Below are 20,677 nucleotides of genomic sequence, written 5' to 3' on the forward strand. Positions count from 1 at the left end.
CCTAACACTGGCCACTGGCAGTACGGATGTGAGCGCGGCCCGTCACACACAACCGGTGAAGGACAAACCACTCATGACGACGCCCACGATCGAGCTCAAGCCCTCGGCCTCGCCACTCTCCGACGCGGAGCGCGAGGCGATTCTGGCCAACCCCGGCTTCGGCCGCCACTTCACCGACCACATGGTGACGATCAAGTGGACGGAGGGGCGCGGCTGGCACGACGGCGAGCTCGTCCCGTACGGCCCCCTCTCCCTCGACCCGGCGAACATGACCCTGCACTACGCGCAGGAGATCTTCGAGGGCCTCAAGGCGTACCGCCGCCCCGACGGCTCGGTGGCCACCTTCCGCCCGGAGATGAACGCCCGGCGCTTCCAGCGGTCCGCCCAGCGCCTGGCGATGCCCGAGCTGCCGGTCGAGACCTTCGTCGAGGCCTGCGACGTCCTGGTCCGGCAGGACAAGGCGTGGGTGCCCGCGCACGGCGGCGAGGAGTCCCTCTATCTGCGCCCCTTCATGATCGCCACCGAGGTCGGCCTGGGCGTCAAGCCCGCGAGCGAGTACCTCTTCCTGGTCATCGCGTCCCCCGCGGGCGCCTACTTCGCGGGCGGCGTCAAGCCGGTCTCCATCTGGCTCTCCGAGGACCACGTCCGCGCCGTCCCCGGCGGCATGGGCGACGCCAAGACCGGCGGCAACTACGCGGCCTCCCTGCTCGCCCAGGCCGAGGCCGCCGCCGAGGGCTGCGACCAGGTCTGCTACCTCGACGCGGTCGAGCACAAGTGGATCGAGGAACTCGGCGGCATGAACCTGTACTTCGTGTACGGGGACCGCATCGTCACCCCGTCGCTCACCGGCACGATCCTGGAGGGCGTCACCCGGGACTCCCTGCTCACGGTGGCCCGCGACCTCGGCCACACCGCGGAGGAGGGCCGCGTCTCCATAGACCAGTGGCAGACCGACGCCGAGAACGGCACCCTGACCGAGGTCTTCGCCTGCGGCACGGCCGCGGTCATCACCCCGGTCGGCACGGTCAAGCGCACGGACGCCGAGTGGCAGCAGTCGGGGGGCGAGCCGGGACCGGTCACGCTGAAGCTCCGTGAGGCCCTGCTGGACATCCAGCGCGGCACGGCCGAGGACAGGCACGGGTGGATGCACGAGCTGGGCTGACACCGAGCCGAGCGGTGTCACGTCCGAGAGCGGGACGTCTTCGTACGCCACCTCCCGTGATCGGTTCCTCACGCGGAGCTGCCCGCATCCTGAGACGCCCATGAGCGCGGGGGCGGTCTGTGCCAGACTGCCCCCGTGCTCTCGTTCGCCATGATTATTGGCAGCAGGCGCGCCGGTCCGCAGTGACCGCCACGTACGACCAGGTACGGGCGGACACCGTCGTCCTCGACCCGCGCGCAGACCTCTCGCACCCGCGAGGGGTTTTTCTTTTGCCCGGACCACCACACACCGGGAAAGAAGCGCGAGGGACCATGGGGGGACGGTGGAGCCGGTCATTCCGGTAGACCGAGATCCAACATCAGGAGCCTTCAGACCATGACCGAGACCGAAACCAGCGAGCTCGACGACCGCTTCCACGTCTTCGACACCACCCTGCGCGACGGTGCCCAGCGCGAGGGCATCAACCTCACTGTCGCGGACAAGCTGGCCATCGCACGGCACCTGGACGACTTCGGCGTGGGCTTCATCGAAGGCGGCTGGCCCGGCGCGAACCCGCGGGACACCGAGTTCTTCGCCCGTGCCCAGCAGGAGATCGACTTCAAACACGCCCAGCTGGTCGCCTTCGGCGCGACCCGCCGCGCGGGCGGCAAGGCCAGTGAGGACCCGCAGGTCAAGGCGCTCCTCGACGCCGGCGCCCCGGTGATCACCCTGGTCGCCAAGTCCCACGACCGCCATGTGGAACTGGCCCTGCGCACGACGCTGGACGAGAACCTGGAGATGGTTCGCGACACGGTCTCCTTCCTGCGGGAGCAGGGCCGCCGGGTCTTCGTCGACTGCGAGCACTTCTTCGACGGCTACCGCGCGAACCCCGAGTACGCGAAGGCGGTCGTACGGGCGGCCTCGGAGGCCGGCGCCGACGTGGTCGTCCTCTGCGACACCAACGGCGGCATGCTGCCCGCCCAGGTCCAGGCCGTCGTGGCCACGGTGCTCGCCGACACGGGCGCCCGGCTCGGCATCCACGCCCAGGACGACACGGGCTGCGCGGTCGCGAACACACTGGCCGCCGTCGACGCGGGCGCGACCCACGTCCAGTGCACGGCCAACGGCTACGGCGAGCGCGTCGGCAACTCCAACCTGTTCCCGGTCGTCGCCGCCCTGGAGCTCAAGTACGGCAAGAAGGTCCTCCCCGAGGGCCGGCTGAGCGAGATGACGCGGATCTCGCACGCCATCGCCGAGGTCGTCAACCTCACTCCGTCCACGCATCAGCCGTACGTCGGTGTCTCGGCCTTCGCGCACAAGGCCGGCCTGCACGCCTCCGCCATCAAGGTCGACCCGGACCTCTACCAGCACATCGACCCCGAGCAGGTCGGCAACACCATGCGGATGCTGGTCTCCGACATGGCGGGCCGGGCGTCGGTGGAGCTCAAGGGCAAGGAGCTGGGCATCGACCTGGGCGGCGACCGGGAGCTGGTCGGCCGGGTCGTGGAACGGGTGAAGGAGCGTGAGCTCAAGGGCTACACGTACGAGGCGGCCGACGCGTCCTTCGAACTGCTGCTCCGCGAGGAGGTCGAGGGCAAGCCCCTGCGCTACTTCCGCGTCGAGTCCTGGCGCGCCATCGTCGAGGACCGCCCCGACGGCAGCCACGCCAACGAGGCCACCGTCAAGCTCTGGGCCAAGAGCGAGCGCATCGTCGCCACCGCCGAGGGCAACGGCCCGGTCAACGCCCTCGACCTGGCCCTGAGGGTCGGCCTGGAGAAGATCTACCCGCAGCTCGCCAAGCTGGACCTCGTCGACTACAAGGTCCGCATCCTGGAGGGCAAGCACGGCACCCAGTCCACCACCCGTGTCCTGATCACCACGAGCGACGGAGACGGAGAGTGGTCCACCGTCGGCGTCGCCGACAACGTCATCGCCGCCTCGTGGCAGGCCCTGGAGGACGCGTACACGTACGGGCTGCTGCGAGCGGGGGTCGACCCGGCGGAGTAGCGCCGACGGCTCGGCTCATCGACTGGGGGCGCCCCGCCGGGGAGTGTCGGGGCGCCCCGCCGGTGCGGCGTCGGTGCTTCCCGTTGCCCCGAAAAGCGTCTTGACGGTCCAGGGCGGCCTGAGTTCACTCGCGCATGAGCCATGTCTCCAGAGGACGACGAGAGTTAAGCGCCATGTGATTCCTGAGCCGACTGGAGGGACATCCATGCGAAAAACCGCTCTGTTCGTCTCCGCCGCCCTGGCCCTGGCTATGTCGTCCCCCTTCACCCCCGCCCCCGCACAGGCCGCCGCCGAGCCACCCCAGCCACGGATCGCCACCGACGCCACCGTGTACCACGTCGCCGAGGGCGGCACGGCCCACGTACGGCTCACCGTCACCGGCGGCCCGCTCTCCGCCCCGGTCACCGTCGCATACGAGACGACGACCACCGGGACCGCCTCCCCGCGCGACCACACCCCCGTCAAGGGCACCCTGACCTTCCCGCCGGGCACCCCCTCCGGCACCTCGCACACCATCGACGTACACACCCTCCAGGACGACTCCGCCGAAACCGCCGAGTCGATCCCGCTGAAGCTGAAGGTGACCGGTGCCAAGGCGCCGACGGCGACCCCCGAAGTGATCGTCGCCGCCCACGGCCTGCCGTACCTGAACCCCGAGCTGCCCGTGCCGGAGCGCGTCGCGGACCTCGTGAGCCGCATGACCCTGGAGGAGAAGGCCGGCCAGATGACCCAGGCCGAGCGCGGCGCACTCACCGCACCGGGCGACATCACGACGTACGCCCTCGGCTCCCTCCTCTCCGGCGGCGGCTCGACCCCGGCCTCGAACACGCCTGCGGGCTGGGCCGAGATGACCAACGGCTTCCAACGGCAGGCCCTGGCAACGCGGTTGCAGATCCCCCTGATCTACGGCGTGGACGCGGTCCACGGCCACAACAACCTCGCCGACGCCACGATCACCCCGCACAACATCGGCCTGGGAGCGTCCAGGGACCCCCAACTCGCCTACAAAATCGGTGAGTTGACGGCCGTCGAGACCCGCGCCACCGGCATCCCCTGGAACTTCTCCCCCTGCCTGTGCGTGACCCGCGACGACCGCTGGGGCCGGGCGTACGAGGCCTTCGGCGAGGACCCGGCGCTCGTCGAGTCCATGGAGACGATCATCGAGGGCCTCCAAGGCGCCCCCGACGGACGGGACTTGGCCCGCAACGACAAGGTGCTCGCCACCGCCAAACACTTCGTCGGCGACGGCGGAACCGAGTACGGCTCGTCCACGACCGGCACGTACACCATCGACCAGGGCGTCACCAAGGTCACCCGGCAGGAGCTGGAGGCGGTGCACCTCGCGCCGTACCAGGACGCCGTGGACCGGGGCGTCGGCTCGGTCATGCCGTCCTTCTCCTCCCTCGACATCCTCGGCGACGGCAAGGGCGCGGTGAAGATGCACGCCCGCGCCGACATGATCAACGGGGTCCTGAAGGACCGTATGGGCTTCGACGGCTTCGTCATCAGCGACTGGCAGGCCATCGACCAGATCCCCGGCGACTACGCGTCCGACGTCCGCACGTCCATCAACGCGGGCCTCGACATGATCATGGTCCCGTACGCCTACCAGGACTTCCACCGGACCCTCGTCGCCGAGGTGAGGGCGGGCCGCGTCAGCGAGCAGCGGATCGACGACGCCGTGTCGCGCATCCTCACCCAGAAGATCAAGCTCGGCCTCTTCGAGAACCCGTACGCCGACACGGGCAACGCCCCGAAGATCGGCTCCCCCGAACACCGGGCCGTGGCACGCGAGGCGGCCGCCAAGTCGCAGGTGCTGCTGAAGAACGCGGGCGGCGTACTGCCCCTGAAGACCTCGCAGAAGGTGTACGTCGCGGGCTCGAACGCCGACGACCTCGGCAACCAGACCGGCGGCTGGACCATCACCTGGCAGGGCTCGTCCGGTGACATCACCGAGGGGACGACGATCCTTCAGGCCATGCGCAAGAACTCCGCGCAGCTCACGTACTCCAAGAACGCGTCGGCGCCCACGGCCGGGCACGACGTGGGTGTCGTGGTCGTCGGCGAGACCCCGTACGCCGAGGGCATCGGCGACGTCGGCAACGGCCACGACCTGCTGCTGAGCGCGGCGGACCGGGCAGCCGTGGACAAGGTCTGCGGAGCCATGAAGTGCGCGGTGCTGATCGTCTCCGGGCGTCCGCAGCTCATCGGCGACCAGCTCGGCGCCATGGACGCGCTCGTCGCCTCCTGGCTGCCGGGCACCGAGGGCGACGGCGTGGCCGACGTGCTCTACGGCAAGCGCCCCTTCACCGGCCGGCTCCCCGTCACCTGGCCGAAGTCCCTGGCCCAGATCCCGATCAACGTCGGCGACACGTCGTACGACCCGCAGTTCCCGTACGGCTGGGGGCTGACGACGCTGACGGAGGCGCCGAAGGGCGGTGCGGAGGCGTTCACGAGCAAGGCGGTCGGAACGGACAAGGCGGCCGGACGCGCCGTCGTGACCATGGCCAGGCTGCTGGTGCAGCAGAAGGCCGGCCAGAAGATCACGGAGGCGGTGGCGAAGCCGTTCGCGGAGGCCGATCACCTGTCGCTCACGGGCCGGTACGGCGCGGCGCTGGCGAAGCTGTGGGAGGCGTACCGGGCGGCGTGACCCGTCCCCGGTGGGGAGCCCGGAGGCCGATTCCGCGGAAGCCCGGGCTCCCCACCAGGCAGATCGTCCGTTTCGTCCCCGGGCGAGGTAGCTTCGAAGGTATGAAGGCTGCACTGGTGCGTGGTCTGGTTCGCCTGCTGCTCCTGCCGTTCGTCGCGGCACTGGCGGTGCTGTCGGTCGGTGTGCCCGGCGCGCACGCGGCCACCGACGTCTCCAAGGTCGCCGAGGCCCTGCGGGAGAGTCCCGTCTACGTCGATCCGGCCGCCTCCGCCCACCTGTCCTCGGCGGACGCCGAAGCGCTCGCCGACAAGATCGAGGACGCGGACAAGCCGGTGTTCGTGGCGGTCCTGCCGGCGGACCAGCCGACCGAGGACCTCTTCGCGAACCTCCGCACCGAGACGGGCGTGACCGGCCTGTACGCCATCCGGCTCGGAGAACGCTTCAACGCGCAGGCCGACAGCGTCGTGCTGAGCGACCAAGCGGTGCGCAACCTGGTCACGGCCGTACAGGGCACGGGTGACGCCAAGGCCCAGCTGAACGACTTCGTCGACAGTGCCCTGCGCAACGTCGGCGGCTCGGCCCCGGCCGGCTGGAGCGAGGGCGACGGCGGCGTGGACGCCGGTGCCCTGGCCGTGGTGGGTGGCGTGCTGGCCGCGGGCGGCATGGGCGCGTACGCGCTGGTCCGCCGCAGCCGCCGTATGGAGGAAGAGGAGCGCCGCGAGGCACTGGAGAAGCTGCGGGTCGTGGTCGACGAGGACATCACCGCCTTCGGCGAGGAACTGGACCGCCTCGACTTCCACCCCGCCGAACCGGGCGCGGACGACGCGAAGCGCGCGGACTACGAGCGCGCCCTGGACGCGTACGACCAGGCCAAGTCCTTCATGGCGGCCGCCCAGCGCCCGGAGGAGGTCCGCGCGGTCACGCAGGCCCTGGACGACGGCCGCTTCTCGCTGGCGCTCCTGGCCGCCCGCCGCGAGGGCAAGCCGCTTCCGGAACGCCGCGCCCCCTGCTTCTTCGACCCCCGCCACGGCCTGTCGGTGGCCGACGTGATGTGGACGCCGCCCGGTGGCACGGAGCGCGATGTCCCGGTCTGCGCGGCCGACCGGGCCCGCCTTGCCGAGGGCCAGGACCCGATGGTGCGCGAGGTGGACACCGACTCCGGCCGCCGCCCGTACTGGGAGGCGGGCCCGGCCTACGGCCCCTGGGCCGGCGGCTACTTCGGCGGCGGCATCCTCCCCGGCCTCCTCATCGGCACGATGCTCGGCAACATGATGGCCACCTCGTCCTACGCGGCCGTCTATGGCGCCGGTTACGGCGACTTCGGCGCCGCGGGCTACGAGGGCGGCGACGTCTCGGGCGCGGACTTCGACACGGGCGACTTCGGCGGCGGCTTCGGCGGAGGGGACTTCGGAGGAGGGTTCGGGGGTGGCGGGGACTTTGGCGGGTTCTGAGATTCTGAGGTTCTGAGGCGATGGTTCGCGGGGGTGTCACGGGCCCGGCGCCTTTGCGGCACCGGGCCCGTGAAGGTGATCACAGCGACCGTGGCGGCCACTGCGCGCGCCGCGTGACCGGCGGCCGCCGCTCACGGGCGTAACGCTCACCGGCCGCATGCCACCAGGCGGGCGGAGAGGGAGAGGCGGGCCGCGAGGTCGGCTGATCGGGATGCAGCCCGAGCCGCCGCAGGGCAGGCGCCCCGACAGACACCGTGACCCACCCCCGCCAACGCCCGTCCGGGCCCGGCCCACACGCATGATCCAACCGGACCTCGTCCAGGACGAACGGCATCCAGTCGATCCCACGCTCCCGCAGTCAAGCGTGCAGGGCGGCAAGGGGGAGAGGCCCACCCGGAACGTTGTCGTACGAGGCGATGCCGATCCAGTCGGTCTGTGTCCGCTCGGGCTCAGCCGGTGACGCGCTCAAGGAACACGCTCCAGGTGGTGGGGGAGATGGTGAGCACGGGGCCGGTGGGGGCCTTGGTGTCGCGGATGTGGACGGCGGAGGGGTGGGTGGCGATCTCGACGCAGTTGCCCCCTTCACTGCCGCTGTAGCTGGACTTGCGCCAGGCGTGGGCGACTTCGAGGCAGTTGCCGCCCTCATTGCTGCGGTAGCTGGACTTGAACCACGCCAGGTCGTTGGAGGGAAGCTGCTGCCGTGCTGCGGTGTTCATGACTCTCCAAGCAGTCCGTTCAAGAGGCGCACGCTCTCGTCGGGAGAGAGGGCCTGTGACCGCAGCATTCCATACTTATGGAGATAGTCACTGACCTCGTCGGGATCATCGACGAGGAAGCTGGCGCGCTGCACTTCCAGGTAGACCAGCCGCTCGTGCTCGGGTGTCTCCAGCAGCACCATGGGGCCGTCGAGACCGCAGTGCGGCGTGCGGTCCATGGGCATGATCTGCATGCTCATGTGGATGGGTTCGGTGTACTCCAGGATCTGGCGGATCTGCTCCCGCATCACCTCAGGACCGCCGACCTGCCGTCGCAGGATGCTCTCCTCCAGGACGAAGTGGCCCACAGGAGGCCGATCTCGCTGCCAGATCAACTGTCGTTCCATACGAGCGTTCACCCACTGCTCGGCCGTCTCGCTCCCGAGCGCCGGATACCGATAGCCGAAGACGGCACGGCAGTACTCCTTGGTTTGTAGCAGCCCCGGCACCACCTGAGCCTCGTACGAAAGGAAGCTGACCGCCTCCTGCTCGTGATCCACCAGCCCCTGCGCGAACTGCACGATCCGCTCCCGCACGGGCAGCTTGGCCACCAGCACAGCCAACGCCCCACCCGTCCCCAACAGTTCATCGAACTGCTCCGCCCGATCCGGCTGAAGCGCCAGCCTCCCCTGCTCGATCGACCCCACCGTGTCCACGTGAATGCTCGCCAACTCGGCGAACTGCTCCTGCGTGAGGCGGGCTTGTTTCCGGTAGTGCGCCACGAGCGCCCCAACCGCCTGCCACGAACCGACCTTCTTTGGCTTCTTCACCGCGTGCATGGCTCTGCCTTTCCCCCGTTGCGTCCCGAAGTCCTCGTAGTGGACTCGTAGCAATCAGAACTACGACGTCACTCACTGCCCCACTCTAGTGACTCCCTGTGACAGTCGCCCCATGAACGCACAACCCCAACTCCTCCACACCCGCGAGGCGTTCTACCGTCGCGACCGCCGATCGGTCCGCCTGGCCCGCGAGTTCACCCGCGAGACCCTGACCGACTGGGCGGTGGCCGAGCGCGGCGACGAGGTACTGCTCTGCGTCAGCGAACTGACCACCAACGCACTCCTCCACGGCGTATCGCCGGGCCGCGGCTTCCGCCTTCAACTTGCCTTGGACTCCGCCGGGTTGCTGCGGGTCGAGGTCCACGACAGCGGTGGCGGTCCCGAGGACGTCCGTACGCCGGAGTCGTCGGCCGAGGCGGAGGGCGGGCGGGGGCTGCTGCTCGTGGCCGCGCTGGCGGACAAGTGGGGAGTGAGGGAGCGGGAGCCCGGGAAGGTGGTGTGGTGCGAGTTCGCGGTAACAGCGTTCCCGTGTCCGACTGCCTGAGGGCTCGTTAAGGGATGCGTACTTCCGGGAAGCGTACTTCCCTAAGCGATTCTTCTGGAGACGTGATGGCTCGCACTCGCGCTCACCTGCCCAAACCCCCCGACATGTTCGCCCGTGACTGGGAATGGAGCGAGCTGACCGCCTTCGCCACCGACGACGGCCCCGAGGCGACCATGGCCGTCGTCTCGGGGCGGCGACGGCAGGGCAAGTCGTTCCTTCTCGACTCGCTGACCAGGGCTGCCGGAGGCTTCTACTTTTGCGCATACGAGGCCACTGAGGCCGAGTCGCTGCGCCGCTTCGGCGAGGAGCTGGGCCAGCACAGCGGGAGCATCGCTCCCATGCGGTTCGACCGTTGGGAGGAGGCGATCGACGCTCTGCTGGCCCTTGGCAAGGACCGGCCCGTCCCAGTCGTCATCGACGAGTTCCCGTATCTCGCCAGAGCGACCCCTTCGCTGCCTTCCATCGTGCAGGTCGCGTACGGCCCTCGACGCCCGGAGCGGCTCGAATCGCGAACTCGCCTGCTGCTGTGCGGCAGTTCGCTCTCGTTCATGGGCAAGCTGCTCAGCGGCACCTCGCCCCTGCGGGGACGCGCCGGACTCGAACTCATCGTGCAGCCATGGGACTTCCGCCAGGCCGCGGCCTTCTGGGGCATCGACGACCTGCGGCTCGCACTGCTCGTGCACAGCGTGGTGGGCGGAACGCCCGCGTACAGGAGGGAGTTCGTACGTGATGACGTACCCGCCGACCTCGCCGACTTCGACGCCTGGGTCTGCCGTACTGCTCTGTCCCCGCGCTCGCCGCTGTACCGAGAAGCACGCTACCTCCTCGCGGACGAGTCCGACCTCCGGGACCGCGCCCTGTACCACTCCGTGCTCGCGGCGCTGGCCTCCGGCAACGCCACGGCGGGGCGGATCGCGGGCTGCCTGGAGCGGCCCACCAGTGACATCACCCATCCCCTCACGGTCCTTCAGGACTGCGGACTCGTACGCCGGGAGACGGATGCCTTCCGCAGGAACCGCAGTGTCTACCGAGTGGGCGAACCGCTGATCGCCTTTGACCACGCCATCTCCCGGCCCAAACTGCCCCTGCTCGACCGGGGCATGGCCGAACAGGTCTGGGGGGTCTCCCGTGCCTGTTTCCTCTCCGCCGTCGTGGGGCCGCACTTCGAGCAGGTCTGTCGTGAGTGGGTGGTTCACTTCGCGGCACCGGACACCTTCGGCGGCATGCCGATCGACGTCTCGTACGGCACGGTCCCCGACCCCGCGGCGCACACGAGCCACGAGATCGACGTGGTGGTACGGGGAGCGGCGGGCCAGGACAACGGGGTTCTGCTCTCCCTGGGCGAGGCCAAATGGGACCAGGTGATGGGCATCGGCCATCTCGAACGGCTCCGCCATGTCGAGGAGTTGCTCACCGGGCGCGGGGTCGACACGTCGGCTTCACGGTTGGCCTGCTACAGCGGGGCGGGGTTCACGGGCGAGTTGAGGGCGGCGGAAGAGAGGGGGGAAGTGGTGCTGGTGGATCTCGCTCGGTTGTACGCAGGCGAGTGAACGCCGGGGCACACTGGACGCCGTGATCGACATAACCGCAGACCTCGTACACACCCTGGTTTCCGGGCAGTTCCCCGAGTGGAGCGATCTTCCGGTCGAGCCGGTGGCGCGGCAGGGATGGGACAACCGGACGTTCAGGCTCGGCGAACGGCTGGCCGTGCGACTGCCCAGCGCGGAGGGCTATGTGGCCGCCGTGGAGAAGGAGGACCGCTGTCTGCCCGTGCTGGCCGGGCATCTGCCGTTGCCCGTGCCGGAGCCGGTCGCTGTCGGGCGGCCGGGGGCGGGTTATCCGTTTCCGTGGTCGGTACGGCGCTGGCTGCCGGGGGACACGGTCGAGGCCGCGAGGGACATGGATCGCGCCCGACTCGCCCGTGATCTCGGAGGGTTCCTGACCGCGCTCCGTCAGGCCCCGACCCCGGACGGGTCGGCCGCCGGTCGCCACTCCTACTTCCGGGGCTGTCACCCCAGCGTCTACGGCGATCAGGTCGAAGCCGCCCTCGACCGACTCAAGGATGTCGTCGACGTCGCCGCCTGCCAGGCCGTCTGGGCGGACGCGCTGACCACTGCCTGGCCGTATGAGCCGACCTGGTTCCATGGCGACGTGGCCGTCGGCAACCTGCTTGCCACCGACGGGGCCTTGTCCGCCGTCATCGACTTCGGCACGTCCGGTGTCGGTGACCCGGCCTGTGACCTCGTCATCGCCTGGAACTACTTCGTCGGCGACGAGCGCATGGCCTTCCGCGAGGCTGTCGGCCTGCCCGACGACGCCTGGCGGCGAGCGCGCGGGTGGGCACTGTGGAAGGCGCTGGTGACCACAGCCGGGCTGTCCAGCCCCGACCCCGAGGGGTTCCAGGGCCGGGTGCTTGTGGAGGTGCTGGAGGATTCGGTCGTCGATTGAGCCGGTGGGTCGATTGGGCGGCTGTCGATCGAACTGGTATCTGTCCGGCCTGCGTCTCTTCGCTAGGTCAGGTTCTGGCCTATATCCCTCCTACCGTGGCTTCATGACCGCTCCCGACGCCACGGAAATCCGGGCATTCGACGACACCGCCCAACTCGACGCCTGGCTCGCCGCCCACCCCGCCCCGCACCCCGGCCTCTGGGTGAAGGTGGCCAAGAAGGGCGCGGGGGCGGCCTCGGTCAGTGCGGGGGACGTCAACGACGTGGGGCTCTGCCACGGCTGGATCACCGGGCACCGGCGGCGGCTCGACGAGTCGTACTTCCTGCAGCGGATCACACCGCGCAGGCCGGGCAGCGACTGGTCGATGGTGAATGTGCGGCGCGTCGAGGAGCTCGCCGCGGCCGGGCGGATGAGGGCCGGTGGGCTCGCCGAGGTGGCGGCGGCGAAGGAGGACGGGCGGTGGGCCGTGGCGTACGAGTCGCAGAAGAACGCCACGGTGCCGGAGGATCTGGCGGCGGCGCTGGAGCGGAGTCCGCGCGCCCGGCGGGCCTTCAAGGGGCTCGGGAAGACCGGCCAATACCTGGTGATCCTGGGGCTGTTGAAGGCCCGGAACCCCGAGACCCGGGCCGCCCGGCTGACGGCGGCCGTCGTGAAGCTGGAGGCGGCGGCACACGGCTGAGCGCCCGCCCTCCGCCAAGGGGGAGTGGAAGGGGGCGGGCGCGCTCAGGGGCTCAGGGGGCTACGCGAGGCCGTCTCTCACGGTGTGTTCCCCCGCTGCTCGCCGGAGGTTCACGCGTTCTTGATCGCCGAGATGTCGAAGTTCAGCTTGATCTTGTCGGAGACGAGGACGCCACCGGTCTCCAGGGCCGCGTTCCAGGTGAGGCCCCACTCGGAGCGCAGGATCTCCGCCTTGCCCTCGAAGCCGACGCGCTCGTTGCCGAAGGGGTCCTTGGCGGAGCCGTTGAACTCCAGGTCGATGGTCAGGGGCTTGGTGGTGCCGAGGATGCTGAGGTCACCGGTGATGCGGTAGTCGTCGCCGCCCAGGGCCTCGGCCTTGGTGGAGCGGAACGTCATCGTCGGGAACTCCTCCGTCTTGAAGAAGTCCGCGCCCTTGAGGTGGCCGTCACGGTCGGCGGAACCGGTGTCGATGCTGTCCATCTTGACGTCGATCGTGGCCGTGGACTTCGACGGGTCGGTGCCGTCCAGGTGCAGCGAGCCGGTGAAGTCGAGGAAGCCGCCCTTGACGTTGGTCACCATGGCGTGGCGGGCCACGAAGCCCAGCGTGGAGTGGGACGGGTCGATGGTGTAGTCGCCGGTCAGCGCGGCGAGGTCGGGGTTCACCGCGGCGGGGGCGGTCTCGGTGGTGGTCTTGCGGCCGAAGATGCCCATGACGTGCTCCTTGGGGACGGGCCACGGGTTCCTTCGGAAGCCGTGGCGGGAGTTCTTGAAATTTTGAACAACCCAACGCGGCCCACCGTAGACCCATTCCGTTCAACATTCAACATCATCGCACCGATGTGTCGCCGGACACCGCTACGCTCTCCGGGGGGCGCGGCCCCGTCCTGACCCACTTGTGCAACCCCTACAAGCCCCATGTCCCCTGAGCAGTCGGAACGCCTGCATGCCGGGGCGGTTCTGTTCAGGGGTACCAGGAAAACGCGCCGGAGACTGTACGGAGTCGACGGCCCGCTTTTCTTGGTGAGTTTCGTAAGGTCGCTACATGACCGTTTTGGACGAGACGCCGGGCGAGCCCACCGACGCGCGGGGGCGGGTGGCGGAGCTGCACGAGATCCGTGCGCAGGTGCTGGCCGGCCCCAGTGAGAAGGCGACCGCCGCCCAGCATGCCAAGGGCAAGCTGACTGCCCGCGAGCGGATCGATCTGCTCCTCGACGCGGGCTCGTTCAGCGAGGTCGAGCAGCTGCGTCGGCACCGCGCCACCGGCTTCGGCCTGGAGGCGAAGAAGCCCTACACCGACGGCGTGATCACCGGCTGGGGCACCGTGGAGGGCCGTGCGGTCTTCGTCTACGCCCATGACTTCCGCATCTTCGGCGGCGCCCTCGGCGAGGCCCACGCCACGAAGATCCACAAGATCATGGACATGGCCATCGCGGCCGGTGCCCCCCTGGTCTCCCTGAACGACGGCGCCGGCGCCCGCATCCAGGAAGGCGTCAGCGCGCTGGCCGGCTACGGCGGCATCTTCCAGCGCAACACCAAGGCCTCCGGCGTCATCCCGCAGATCAGCGTCATGCTCGGCCCGTGCGCGGGCGGCGCCGCCTACAGCCCCGCGCTGACGGACTTCGTGTTCATGGTCCGCGAGACCTCGCAGATGTTCATCACCGGCCCGGACGTGGTCAAGGCGGTCACCGGCGAGGAGATCACCCAGAACGGCCTGGGCGGCGCCGACGTACACGCCGAGACGAGCGGCGTCAGCCACTTCGCGTACGACGACGAGGAGACCTGCCTCGCCGAGGTGCGCTACCTGCTGTCGATGCTGCCGCAGAACAACCGGGAGAACCCGCCGCGCGCGGAGTCCTCCGACCCGGCCGACCGCCGTAGCGACGTCCTGCTGGACCTGGTCCCGGCCGACGGCAACCGGCCGTACGACATGGCCAAGGTCATCGAGGAACTCGTCGACGACGGCGACTACTTGGAGGTCCACGAGCGCTGGGCCCGCAACATCATCTGCGCCCTGGCCCGCCTGGACGGCCAGGTCGTGGGCATCGTCGCCAACCAGCCCCAGAGCCTGGCCGGGGTCCTGGACATCGAGGCGTCGGAAAAAGCTGCACGCTTTGTCCAGATGTGCGACGCTTTCAACATCCCGATCGTCACACTGCTGGACGTCCCCGGGTTCCTTCCGGGTGTCGACCAGGAGCACGGCGGGATCATCCGGCACGGAGCCAAGTTGCTGTACGCGTACTGCAACGCGACCGTTCCGCGGATCTCACTGATCCTGCGCAAGGCGTACGGAGGTGCCTACATCGTGATGGACAGCCAGTCCATCGGCGCCGACCTCACCTACGCCTGGCCGACGAACGAGATCGCCGTGATGGGCGCCGAGGGTGCCGCCAACGTCATCTTCCGCCGGCAGATCGCCGAGGCCGAGGACCCCGAGGCCATGCGGGTGCGGATGGTCAAGGAGTACAAGGCCGAGCTGATGCACCCGTACTACGCGGCCGAACGCGGCCTGGTGGACGACGTGATCGACCCCGCCGAGACCCGCGAGATCCTCATCCGCGCGCTGGCCATGCTCCACACCAAGCACGCGGACCTGCCCTCCCGCAAGCACGGCAACCCGCCGCAGTAACCCAGCGGATTCCTCGCGGTACCCCTGCGGAAACCTCTTCCACGGAGACTGACACCCATGAACCTGCCTGACATCCGCGTCGAGAAGGGCCACGCCGAGCCCGAGGAAGTCGCCGCCCTCACGGCCATCCTCCTGGCCCGCGCGGCCTCCACCCCGTCGACTCCGGCCCACCGCGGCCGCGCCCGGGCCGGCTGGCGGCGCCTGGAGCGCGAGCCGGGCTTCCGGGCGCCGCACAGCTGGCGCTGAGGCTTCGAGCGCGTACACGGCCCCGCTCTCCCTTTGGGGACGCTGTTGGCGAAGTCCGGGCTGTGGCGTGGGCGGACCGACGAGTGGACCATGTGTGGCGGTGCCCGACTCGGAAGCGTGAACACTTCGGCCCGAAGTGTTCACGCTTCCGCGACAGCCCCCACCCGCACTGGATTCGCCAACAGCATCCCTTTGGGGAGGGCGGGGCCGTGGCGTGAGGTTCAGCAATGGACGACCGGCGTTCCCGCTCTCGCCGCCTGCCTCCCAGCCACAACTGTGCAGCAGGCAACGACAAAAGGGGCCCTCTCCAGCCGGAGAGGGCCCCTTTTGTCGGCAGTCACCTACCGTAGCCGCGCCATCAGCGCGTGCTCCACCAGCGTGATCAGCGTCGACTTCGCGTCGGCCCGATGCCGTGCGTCCGTCGTGATGATCGGGGTGTCCGGGCCGATCTGGAGGGCCTCGCGGACCTCGTCGGGGTTGTACGGCTGCTGGCCGTCGAAGCCGTTCAACGCGATGACGAAGGGCAGGCCGCTGTTCTCGAAGTAGTCGACGGCCGGGAAGCAGTCCGCCAAACGACGGGTGTCGACCAATACCACCGCGCCGATGGCGCCGCGGACCAGGTCGTCCCACATGAACCAGAAGCGGTCCTGGCCGGGGGTGCCGAACAGGTACAGGATCAGGTCCTGGTCCAGCGTGATGCGGCCGAAGTCCATGGCGACGGTGGTCGTCGTCTTGTCTCCGGTGTGGGTGAGGTCGTCGATGCCCGCGGATGCGGACGTCATGACGGCCTCGGTGCGCAGCGGGTTGATCTCCGAGACGGCGCCGACGAACGTGGTCTTGCCCACGCCGAAGCCGCCTGCCACCACGATCTTCGCGGACGTGGTGGAGCGGGAAGGCCCTCCGCTAGAGCTTGCGAAGTCCACTGAGCACCCTTTCGAGCAGTGTCACGTCTGGCTGGCCACCGGCGTTCTCGTCGCCGCCGGGCTGATGGATGGCGACCAGGCCCGCCTCCGCCAAGTCGGCGACGAGGATCCTGGCCACGCCGAGGGGGATGGTCAGAAGCGCCGAGATCTCGGCGACCGACTTGATCTCTCGGCAGAGGTTGCAGATCCGCTGATGCTCGGGCAGTTGGCCCTGCATCTGGTGCGGCTGCGCGGTGGTGTGCACCAGTGCCTCGATGGCGAGCTGGTACCGCGGCCTGGTGCGACCGCCCGTCATGGCGTACGGGCGCACCAGGGGGTTGTGCGACGCCCCTGCGGGCGCCTGCTCGGGGGTGCGGCGCTGCGGCTGCACAGGTTGGATGCGCGGTGCCGGCGGCTGGTCGTAGGGCGACGACCCGGGTCCCTGGGGACCCGAGGGCGCGTACGGCTGCTGCTGCCGGCTCGGTGCGGAGGGGAAGTTGTACCGGTTCTGGTCACCCTGGCCCTGACCCTGGCCAGGGTTGTAGGACCAGTTGCCGGATGACGAACCGCCTGGGGGTGTTGCCACGTTCTCTCCTCCTCCGACTGTGCCGGGCACCCATCACTCTGGAAGCCGCGTCTCGAAACCTTACGGCCCCGCGACGTCAAACCGCACCGTCAGTCTGTTAGTTGAGAAGGCTCCCTTGGAGCTCCGCACGAAGATCGGGTGTCAGGACCGTACCGGCACGGTCCACCAGAAGAGCCATCTCGTACCCGACGAGACCGATGTCGGCTTCCGGATGTGCGAGAACGGCGAGGGACGAACCGTCGGAGATGGACATGATGAAGAGGAAACCCCGCTCCATCTCCACAACCGTCTGGTTGACGCTGCCGCCCTCGAAGATGCGGGAGGCACCCGCGGTCAGTGAGGTCAGACCGGAGGCGACGGCCGCAAGCTGATCGGCGCGGTCGCGGGGAAAGCCTTCGGACATCGCCAGAAGGAGTCCGTCGGCGGAGACCACCACGGTGTGGGACACCCCGGGGGTGTTGTCCACGAAGTTGGTGATCAACCAGTTCAGGTTCTGTGCCGCCTGGCTCATCGGGCTCACACTAACGCTCCTGGTTGTAGGTGCTGTCAGGACCGAAGCCCTGGCCGTTCGTTTCACTGCCTGCACTGCGTCCCCGCTGGACACCCCGGCGCAGGTTGCTCAACCTGCCCCGCACGTCCTCGGGGGCGCGGGAGACCTGCGGGCCGCCCTGCGGGGTCGCTTCCGCGGCACCCTCGACCAGGTTGGCCTTGGGCACCCGACGCGGCAGGCCGGAGGAGGTCACCCCGCCCGCCTTGGGCTTCCGGAGTTGCGAGGCCTGCTGCCAGCGCTCGTCGTTGGACGAGCGCCAGTCGGGGCCGCTGCCGTTCTCCGTGGCCGCGGGCGGACCCTGGGTCACGTGCTGCTGGCCGTTGGTGGTGCCGTTCGCGGTGGACCCGCGGCGCGGCAGCCCGGCGTCGGTCAGCTCGTGGCCGGCGGAGGGGGCCGGTTCCGGACGGTCGAAGCCTACGCGGTCCGCCTCCGTCACGTCAGCGGCCTGCGCAGATTCCGGTTCTGGAGCGTACTCGGACTGGTACGGGCTCTGGTAGCCGTTCTGCTGCGGCCAGTCGTCCTGATAGGACGGCTTTTCGAAGGCCGAGAAGGACTCCGGAGCGGCCGCGGAGGCGTGGGAGTGCTCCTCCTGCTCCGGCTCCGCATAGGCGGGCTCGGGGTAACCGCCGGTAGCGGTGAACGAGTCGTTCTGCTGAGGGCCGCCGCCCGGCTGGAAGTACGGCTCGTTGTACGCAGGCTGCTGGGGCTCCTCGTACGCCGTCCGCTGGTCGTACGCCGCCTGCTGGGCCTGGTACGCACTCTGCCCGTTGTCGTAGGCCGGCTGCTGCGAGGAGTCGAAGTTGTCGCCGTACAGCGGGGTCTCCGCCTCGGGCTGCCCCTGGCCGTCCGGGGTGGTCTGGGCCTCCAGGGCGGCGCGGCGCTCCTCGCGCATCAGCGAGCGGCCGACGGGGTCCAGCTCACGTATGTCGTCCGGGACCTCGGTGTAGCGGCTGTCGTCGAAACCGAGCTCGGCGGCCGTACGCATCGGGGCGGCGACGGGCTGGTAGACCTGCTGCTCCGGGATGATCTGCGAGACGGTGAACTCGTCGCGCGGGGGCTGCTGCTCGCCGCCTCCGCCGTGGGTGATGGCGTCGGGGAGCATGACCAGCGAGGTCGTACCGGCCTGCTCGCCCGAGGGGCGCAGCTGGACGCGGATGCCGTGCCGGTCGGACAGCCGGCCGACCACGAACAGGCCCATGCGCTGGGAGATCGCGGCGTCCACGGTCGGCGGGTTGGCCAGCTTGTGGTTGATGTCCGCGAAGTCCTCGGCGGTGAGGCCGATGCCCTTGTCGTGGATCTCGATCATGACGCGGCCGTCGGGCAGCCGGGTCGCGGTGACCCGGACCTTGGTCTGCGGGGAGGAGAACGTGGTGGCGTTCTCCAGCAGTTCGGCGAGCAGGTGTACGAGGTCGGTCACGGCGCGGCCGTGGATCTCGGCCTCCGGGACGCCGGACAGCTCGATGCGCTCGTACTGCTCCACCTCGGAGGAGGCGGCGCGCAACACGTCGACCAGCGGGACCGGCTGGTCCCAGCGGCGGCCGGGCTCCTCGCCGGCGAGGACGAGGAGGTTCTCGCCGTTGCGGCGCATACGGGTGGCCAGGTGGTCCAGACGGAAGAGGTTCTCCAGCTGGTCCGGGTCGGCCTCGTTGTTCTCCAGGTCGGTGATCAGGGTCAGCTGGCCCTCGATCAGCGACTGGTTGCGGCGCGAGAGGTTGGTGAAGATCGCGTTGATGTTGCCCCGCAGCAGGGCCTGCTCGGCGGCGAGCCGGACGGCCTCGCGGTGGACCTGGTCGAAGGCGCGGGCGACCTCGCCGATCTCGTCCGTGGTGGTGATCGGGATCGGCGCGACCCGGGTGTCGACCCGGCCGGGGTCGGTCCGCGAGAGCTGGTCGACCAGCATCGGCAGACGCTGCTCGGCGACCCCGAAGGCGGCGTTGCGCAGCTGGCGCATCGAGCGGCTCATCTGGCGGGCCATGATCCCGGCGATGATGAACGCGGCGAGCAGGGCGATCACGACGATGGCGCCGGTGACGAAGGTGTCCTGCCTGGCGTCGTCGGCGATGGACGCGGCCTCGGCCACGGCGCCCGCGGTGAGGTCCGACTCGATCGTGCGGTAGGCGTCATACTTCAGCGTGTTGACCGTCCACCAGTTCTCGGGCGTGATGCCGTCCTGGGCGAGCGCGCCGCGGGCCGACTCGTCCGTGGAGTTCAGCCCGGCGACGGCCGTGACCATGTCGGCGGGGTCGGACGGCGGTGGCACGTAGTCCGGGTTCTCCTGGGCGGCCTGCCTGGCCAGCTGCTCGCCCTCGGCCTGGACCTCGGCGGTCAGGTCCTGGAGCTTCTGGGCGTCCGCCTCGGTACCACCCGCGATGTACTCCGCGATGGCGATCCGCTCGAGATAGGCGTACGAGGAGAGCGCGACGCTCTGGGTGGCGAGGCCGCCCTGGCCGGGGCCGGGCCTGATCAGTATGTGCATGCCGATGGAGCGCTCCAGCGACAGCGCGGCCTTGGTGAGCGAGATGGCGTAGACGGTACGGCCGTAGCTGGTGATGTTTCCGGCGCCGAGGGCCAGCTCGTTGGAGAACTCCGCCAGAGGGTGCGTGATCTCGGTGTAGCTCTCCTCGGACTGCACACCGACCAGCTTTGAGGTGTACGCGGCGGCGCGCACGTCCTCCAGCTTGGGCTCGGCCTCGCGGAACAGCTGCAGGCGGCGCTCCAGGCTGGCCTTCTGCGGGATGTCCCGCGCGGCGGCGTCGAAGGCGTCGGCGGCGTCGTCCGTGGCCGCGCGGGCCTTGACGACCGTTTCGTTGTCCTGGCCCTCGCCCTGCAACAGAGGGGCTGCGGTGATGTCGCGTTCCCTGAACAGCGCGTCACTGTAGGTCAGGGCGGCCTGCACGAGGCGCGCGGTCTTCTCCGCGTCCTCGGCCTCCTGCCAGGTGTCGATCGAGCCCTTCACCTGGAAGCCGCCCATGACCAGGCCGACCAGCACGGGTATGAGCAGGATCGCGTTCAGACGGGTGGGTACGCGCCAGTTGCGCGGAGAGAGACGACTCCCGCTGGGCGCGGGCGGCGCCGCGGGCTCCGGGCTGGACACTTGTGCGGGTGCCGCTCCGCGCGGCGGCGGGGTGAAGTTGCCCCGTGCCGATGGCTCGGGACTGCGCTTGCTTCGCCTCACTCGACCAACAACCTCTCGGCGCCGGCACCGTTGTGCCGCGGGTGTCTCCTGTGCCCTGTACGTCTTTGACTAATGGGCAGTTCAGGCATTCCAGCACGTCAGGCTGTGCAGCTCCAAACACCGGAAACATGGGAATCCA

The 20,677-nt window shown here is 69.5% G+C and carries 17 protein-coding genes; 10 read left to right on the forward strand and 7 right to left on the reverse strand.

What is annotated here, in order from left to right; all coding sequences use genetic code 11:
* Positions 1 to 73: 73 nt before the first annotated feature.
* The 4 genes from ACWD3C_RS06035 (at position 74) to ACWD3C_RS06050 (ending at position 7,249) form a co-directional block, all read left to right on the forward strand.
* Positions 74 to 1,162 carry a branched-chain amino acid aminotransferase gene (locus ACWD3C_RS06035; RefSeq protein WP_451140559.1) on the forward strand — a complete coding sequence of 363 codons (1,089 nt, stop codon included), beginning with the start codon at positions 74 to 76 and terminating at the stop codon, positions 1,160 to 1,162.
* 375 nt (positions 1,163 to 1,537) lie between these two features.
* Positions 1,538 to 3,148: a citramalate synthase gene (cimA, locus tag ACWD3C_RS06040; RefSeq protein WP_451140561.1), complete on the forward strand. Its 1,611-nt coding sequence runs from the start codon at positions 1,538 to 1,540 to the stop codon at positions 3,146 to 3,148.
* 205 nt (positions 3,149 to 3,353) lie between these two features.
* Positions 3,354 to 5,798 carry a glycoside hydrolase family 3 N-terminal domain-containing protein gene (locus tag ACWD3C_RS06045; protein WP_451140563.1) on the forward strand — a complete coding sequence of 815 codons (2,445 nt, stop codon included), beginning with the start codon at positions 3,354 to 3,356 and terminating at the stop codon, positions 5,796 to 5,798.
* A 101-nt stretch (positions 5,799 to 5,899) separates the two neighbouring features.
* On the forward strand, positions 5,900 to 7,249 hold the full coding sequence (locus ACWD3C_RS06050; protein WP_451140565.1) for a hypothetical protein: 1,350 nt from the start codon (positions 5,900 to 5,902) through the stop codon (positions 7,247 to 7,249).
* Positions 7,250 to 7,698: 449 nt separating this feature from the next.
* Here the strand turns inward: ACWD3C_RS06050 and ACWD3C_RS06055 are convergent, their stop codons facing one another.
* Both ACWD3C_RS06055 and ACWD3C_RS06060 read right to left on the reverse strand, forming a co-directional pair.
* On the reverse strand, positions 7,699 to 7,965 hold the full coding sequence (locus ACWD3C_RS06055) for a DUF397 domain-containing protein (protein ID WP_451140567.1): 267 nt from the start codon (positions 7,963 to 7,965) through the stop codon (positions 7,699 to 7,701).
* Complete coding sequence (locus ACWD3C_RS06060; RefSeq protein WP_451140569.1) at positions 7,962 to 8,783, reverse strand: helix-turn-helix domain-containing protein; 822 nt, start codon at positions 8,781 to 8,783, stop codon at positions 7,962 to 7,964. The genes ACWD3C_RS06055 and ACWD3C_RS06060 overlap by 4 nt, the downstream gene beginning before the upstream one ends.
* Positions 8,784 to 8,895: 112 nt before the next feature.
* Here ACWD3C_RS06060 and ACWD3C_RS06065 point away from each other — a divergent pair, with 112 nt between their 5' ends.
* The 4 genes from ACWD3C_RS06065 (at position 8,896) to ACWD3C_RS06080 (ending at position 12,454) form a co-directional block, all read left to right on the forward strand.
* Positions 8,896 to 9,327 (forward strand): ATP-binding protein, encoded by a 432-nt coding sequence (locus tag ACWD3C_RS06065; RefSeq protein WP_451140571.1) that lies wholly within the window; start codon positions 8,896 to 8,898, stop codon positions 9,325 to 9,327.
* A 65-nt stretch (positions 9,328 to 9,392) separates the two neighbouring features.
* Positions 9,393 to 10,877, forward strand: a complete 1,485-nt coding sequence (locus ACWD3C_RS06070) for an AAA family ATPase (protein WP_451140573.1) — start codon at positions 9,393 to 9,395, stop codon at positions 10,875 to 10,877.
* A 22-nt stretch (positions 10,878 to 10,899) separates the two neighbouring features.
* On the forward strand, positions 10,900 to 11,775 hold the full coding sequence (locus ACWD3C_RS06075) for an aminoglycoside phosphotransferase family protein (protein WP_451140575.1): 876 nt from the start codon (positions 10,900 to 10,902) through the stop codon (positions 11,773 to 11,775).
* Positions 11,776 to 11,878: 103 nt separating this feature from the next.
* The gene (locus ACWD3C_RS06080; protein WP_451140577.1) at positions 11,879 to 12,454 is read left to right on the forward strand and encodes a YdeI/OmpD-associated family protein; all 576 of its coding nucleotides are present in this window, start codon (positions 11,879 to 11,881) and stop codon (positions 12,452 to 12,454) included.
* Positions 12,455 to 12,564: 110 nt separating this feature from the next.
* On the opposite strand, the gene ACWD3C_RS06085 is transcribed toward ACWD3C_RS06080, so the two are convergent.
* Positions 12,565 to 13,164, reverse strand: a complete 600-nt coding sequence (locus ACWD3C_RS06085) for a YceI family protein (protein WP_451140579.1) — start codon at positions 13,162 to 13,164, stop codon at positions 12,565 to 12,567.
* A 331-nt stretch (positions 13,165 to 13,495) separates the two neighbouring features.
* Here ACWD3C_RS06085 and ACWD3C_RS06090 point away from each other — a divergent pair, with 331 nt between their 5' ends.
* Both ACWD3C_RS06090 and ACWD3C_RS06095 read left to right on the forward strand, forming a co-directional pair.
* Positions 13,496 to 15,079, forward strand: coding sequence for an acyl-CoA carboxylase subunit beta (locus ACWD3C_RS06090; RefSeq protein ID WP_451140581.1), 1,584 nt, complete (start codon positions 13,496 to 13,498; stop codon positions 15,077 to 15,079).
* A gap of 57 nt (positions 15,080 to 15,136) precedes the next feature.
* Complete coding sequence (locus ACWD3C_RS06095; RefSeq protein WP_451140583.1) at positions 15,137 to 15,325, forward strand: acyl-CoA carboxylase subunit epsilon; 189 nt, start codon at positions 15,137 to 15,139, stop codon at positions 15,323 to 15,325.
* 341 nt (positions 15,326 to 15,666) lie between these two features.
* Here the strand turns inward: ACWD3C_RS06095 and ACWD3C_RS06100 are convergent, their stop codons facing one another.
* From ACWD3C_RS06100 to ACWD3C_RS06115, 4 genes are all read right to left on the reverse strand, one after another.
* Complete coding sequence (locus tag ACWD3C_RS06100; RefSeq protein WP_026243582.1) at positions 15,667 to 16,248, reverse strand: GTP-binding protein; 582 nt, start codon at positions 16,246 to 16,248, stop codon at positions 15,667 to 15,669.
* Complete coding sequence (locus ACWD3C_RS06105) at positions 16,229 to 16,813, reverse strand: DUF742 domain-containing protein (protein ID WP_451140585.1); 585 nt, start codon at positions 16,811 to 16,813, stop codon at positions 16,229 to 16,231. Before ACWD3C_RS06105 ends, ACWD3C_RS06100 begins: the two co-directional genes overlap by 20 nt.
* A 97-nt stretch (positions 16,814 to 16,910) precedes the next feature.
* Positions 16,911 to 17,324: a roadblock/LC7 domain-containing protein gene (locus ACWD3C_RS06110; RefSeq protein WP_033321188.1), complete on the reverse strand. Its 414-nt coding sequence runs from the start codon at positions 17,322 to 17,324 to the stop codon at positions 16,911 to 16,913.
* A gap of 10 nt (positions 17,325 to 17,334) precedes the next feature.
* Positions 17,335 to 20,538 carry a nitrate- and nitrite sensing domain-containing protein gene (locus ACWD3C_RS06115; RefSeq protein ID WP_451140587.1) on the reverse strand — a complete coding sequence of 1,068 codons (3,204 nt, stop codon included), beginning with the start codon at positions 20,536 to 20,538 and terminating at the stop codon, positions 17,335 to 17,337.
* Positions 20,539 to 20,677: the final 139 nt, after the last annotated feature.

The organism is Streptomyces sp. NPDC002845, from assembly GCF_053591955.1.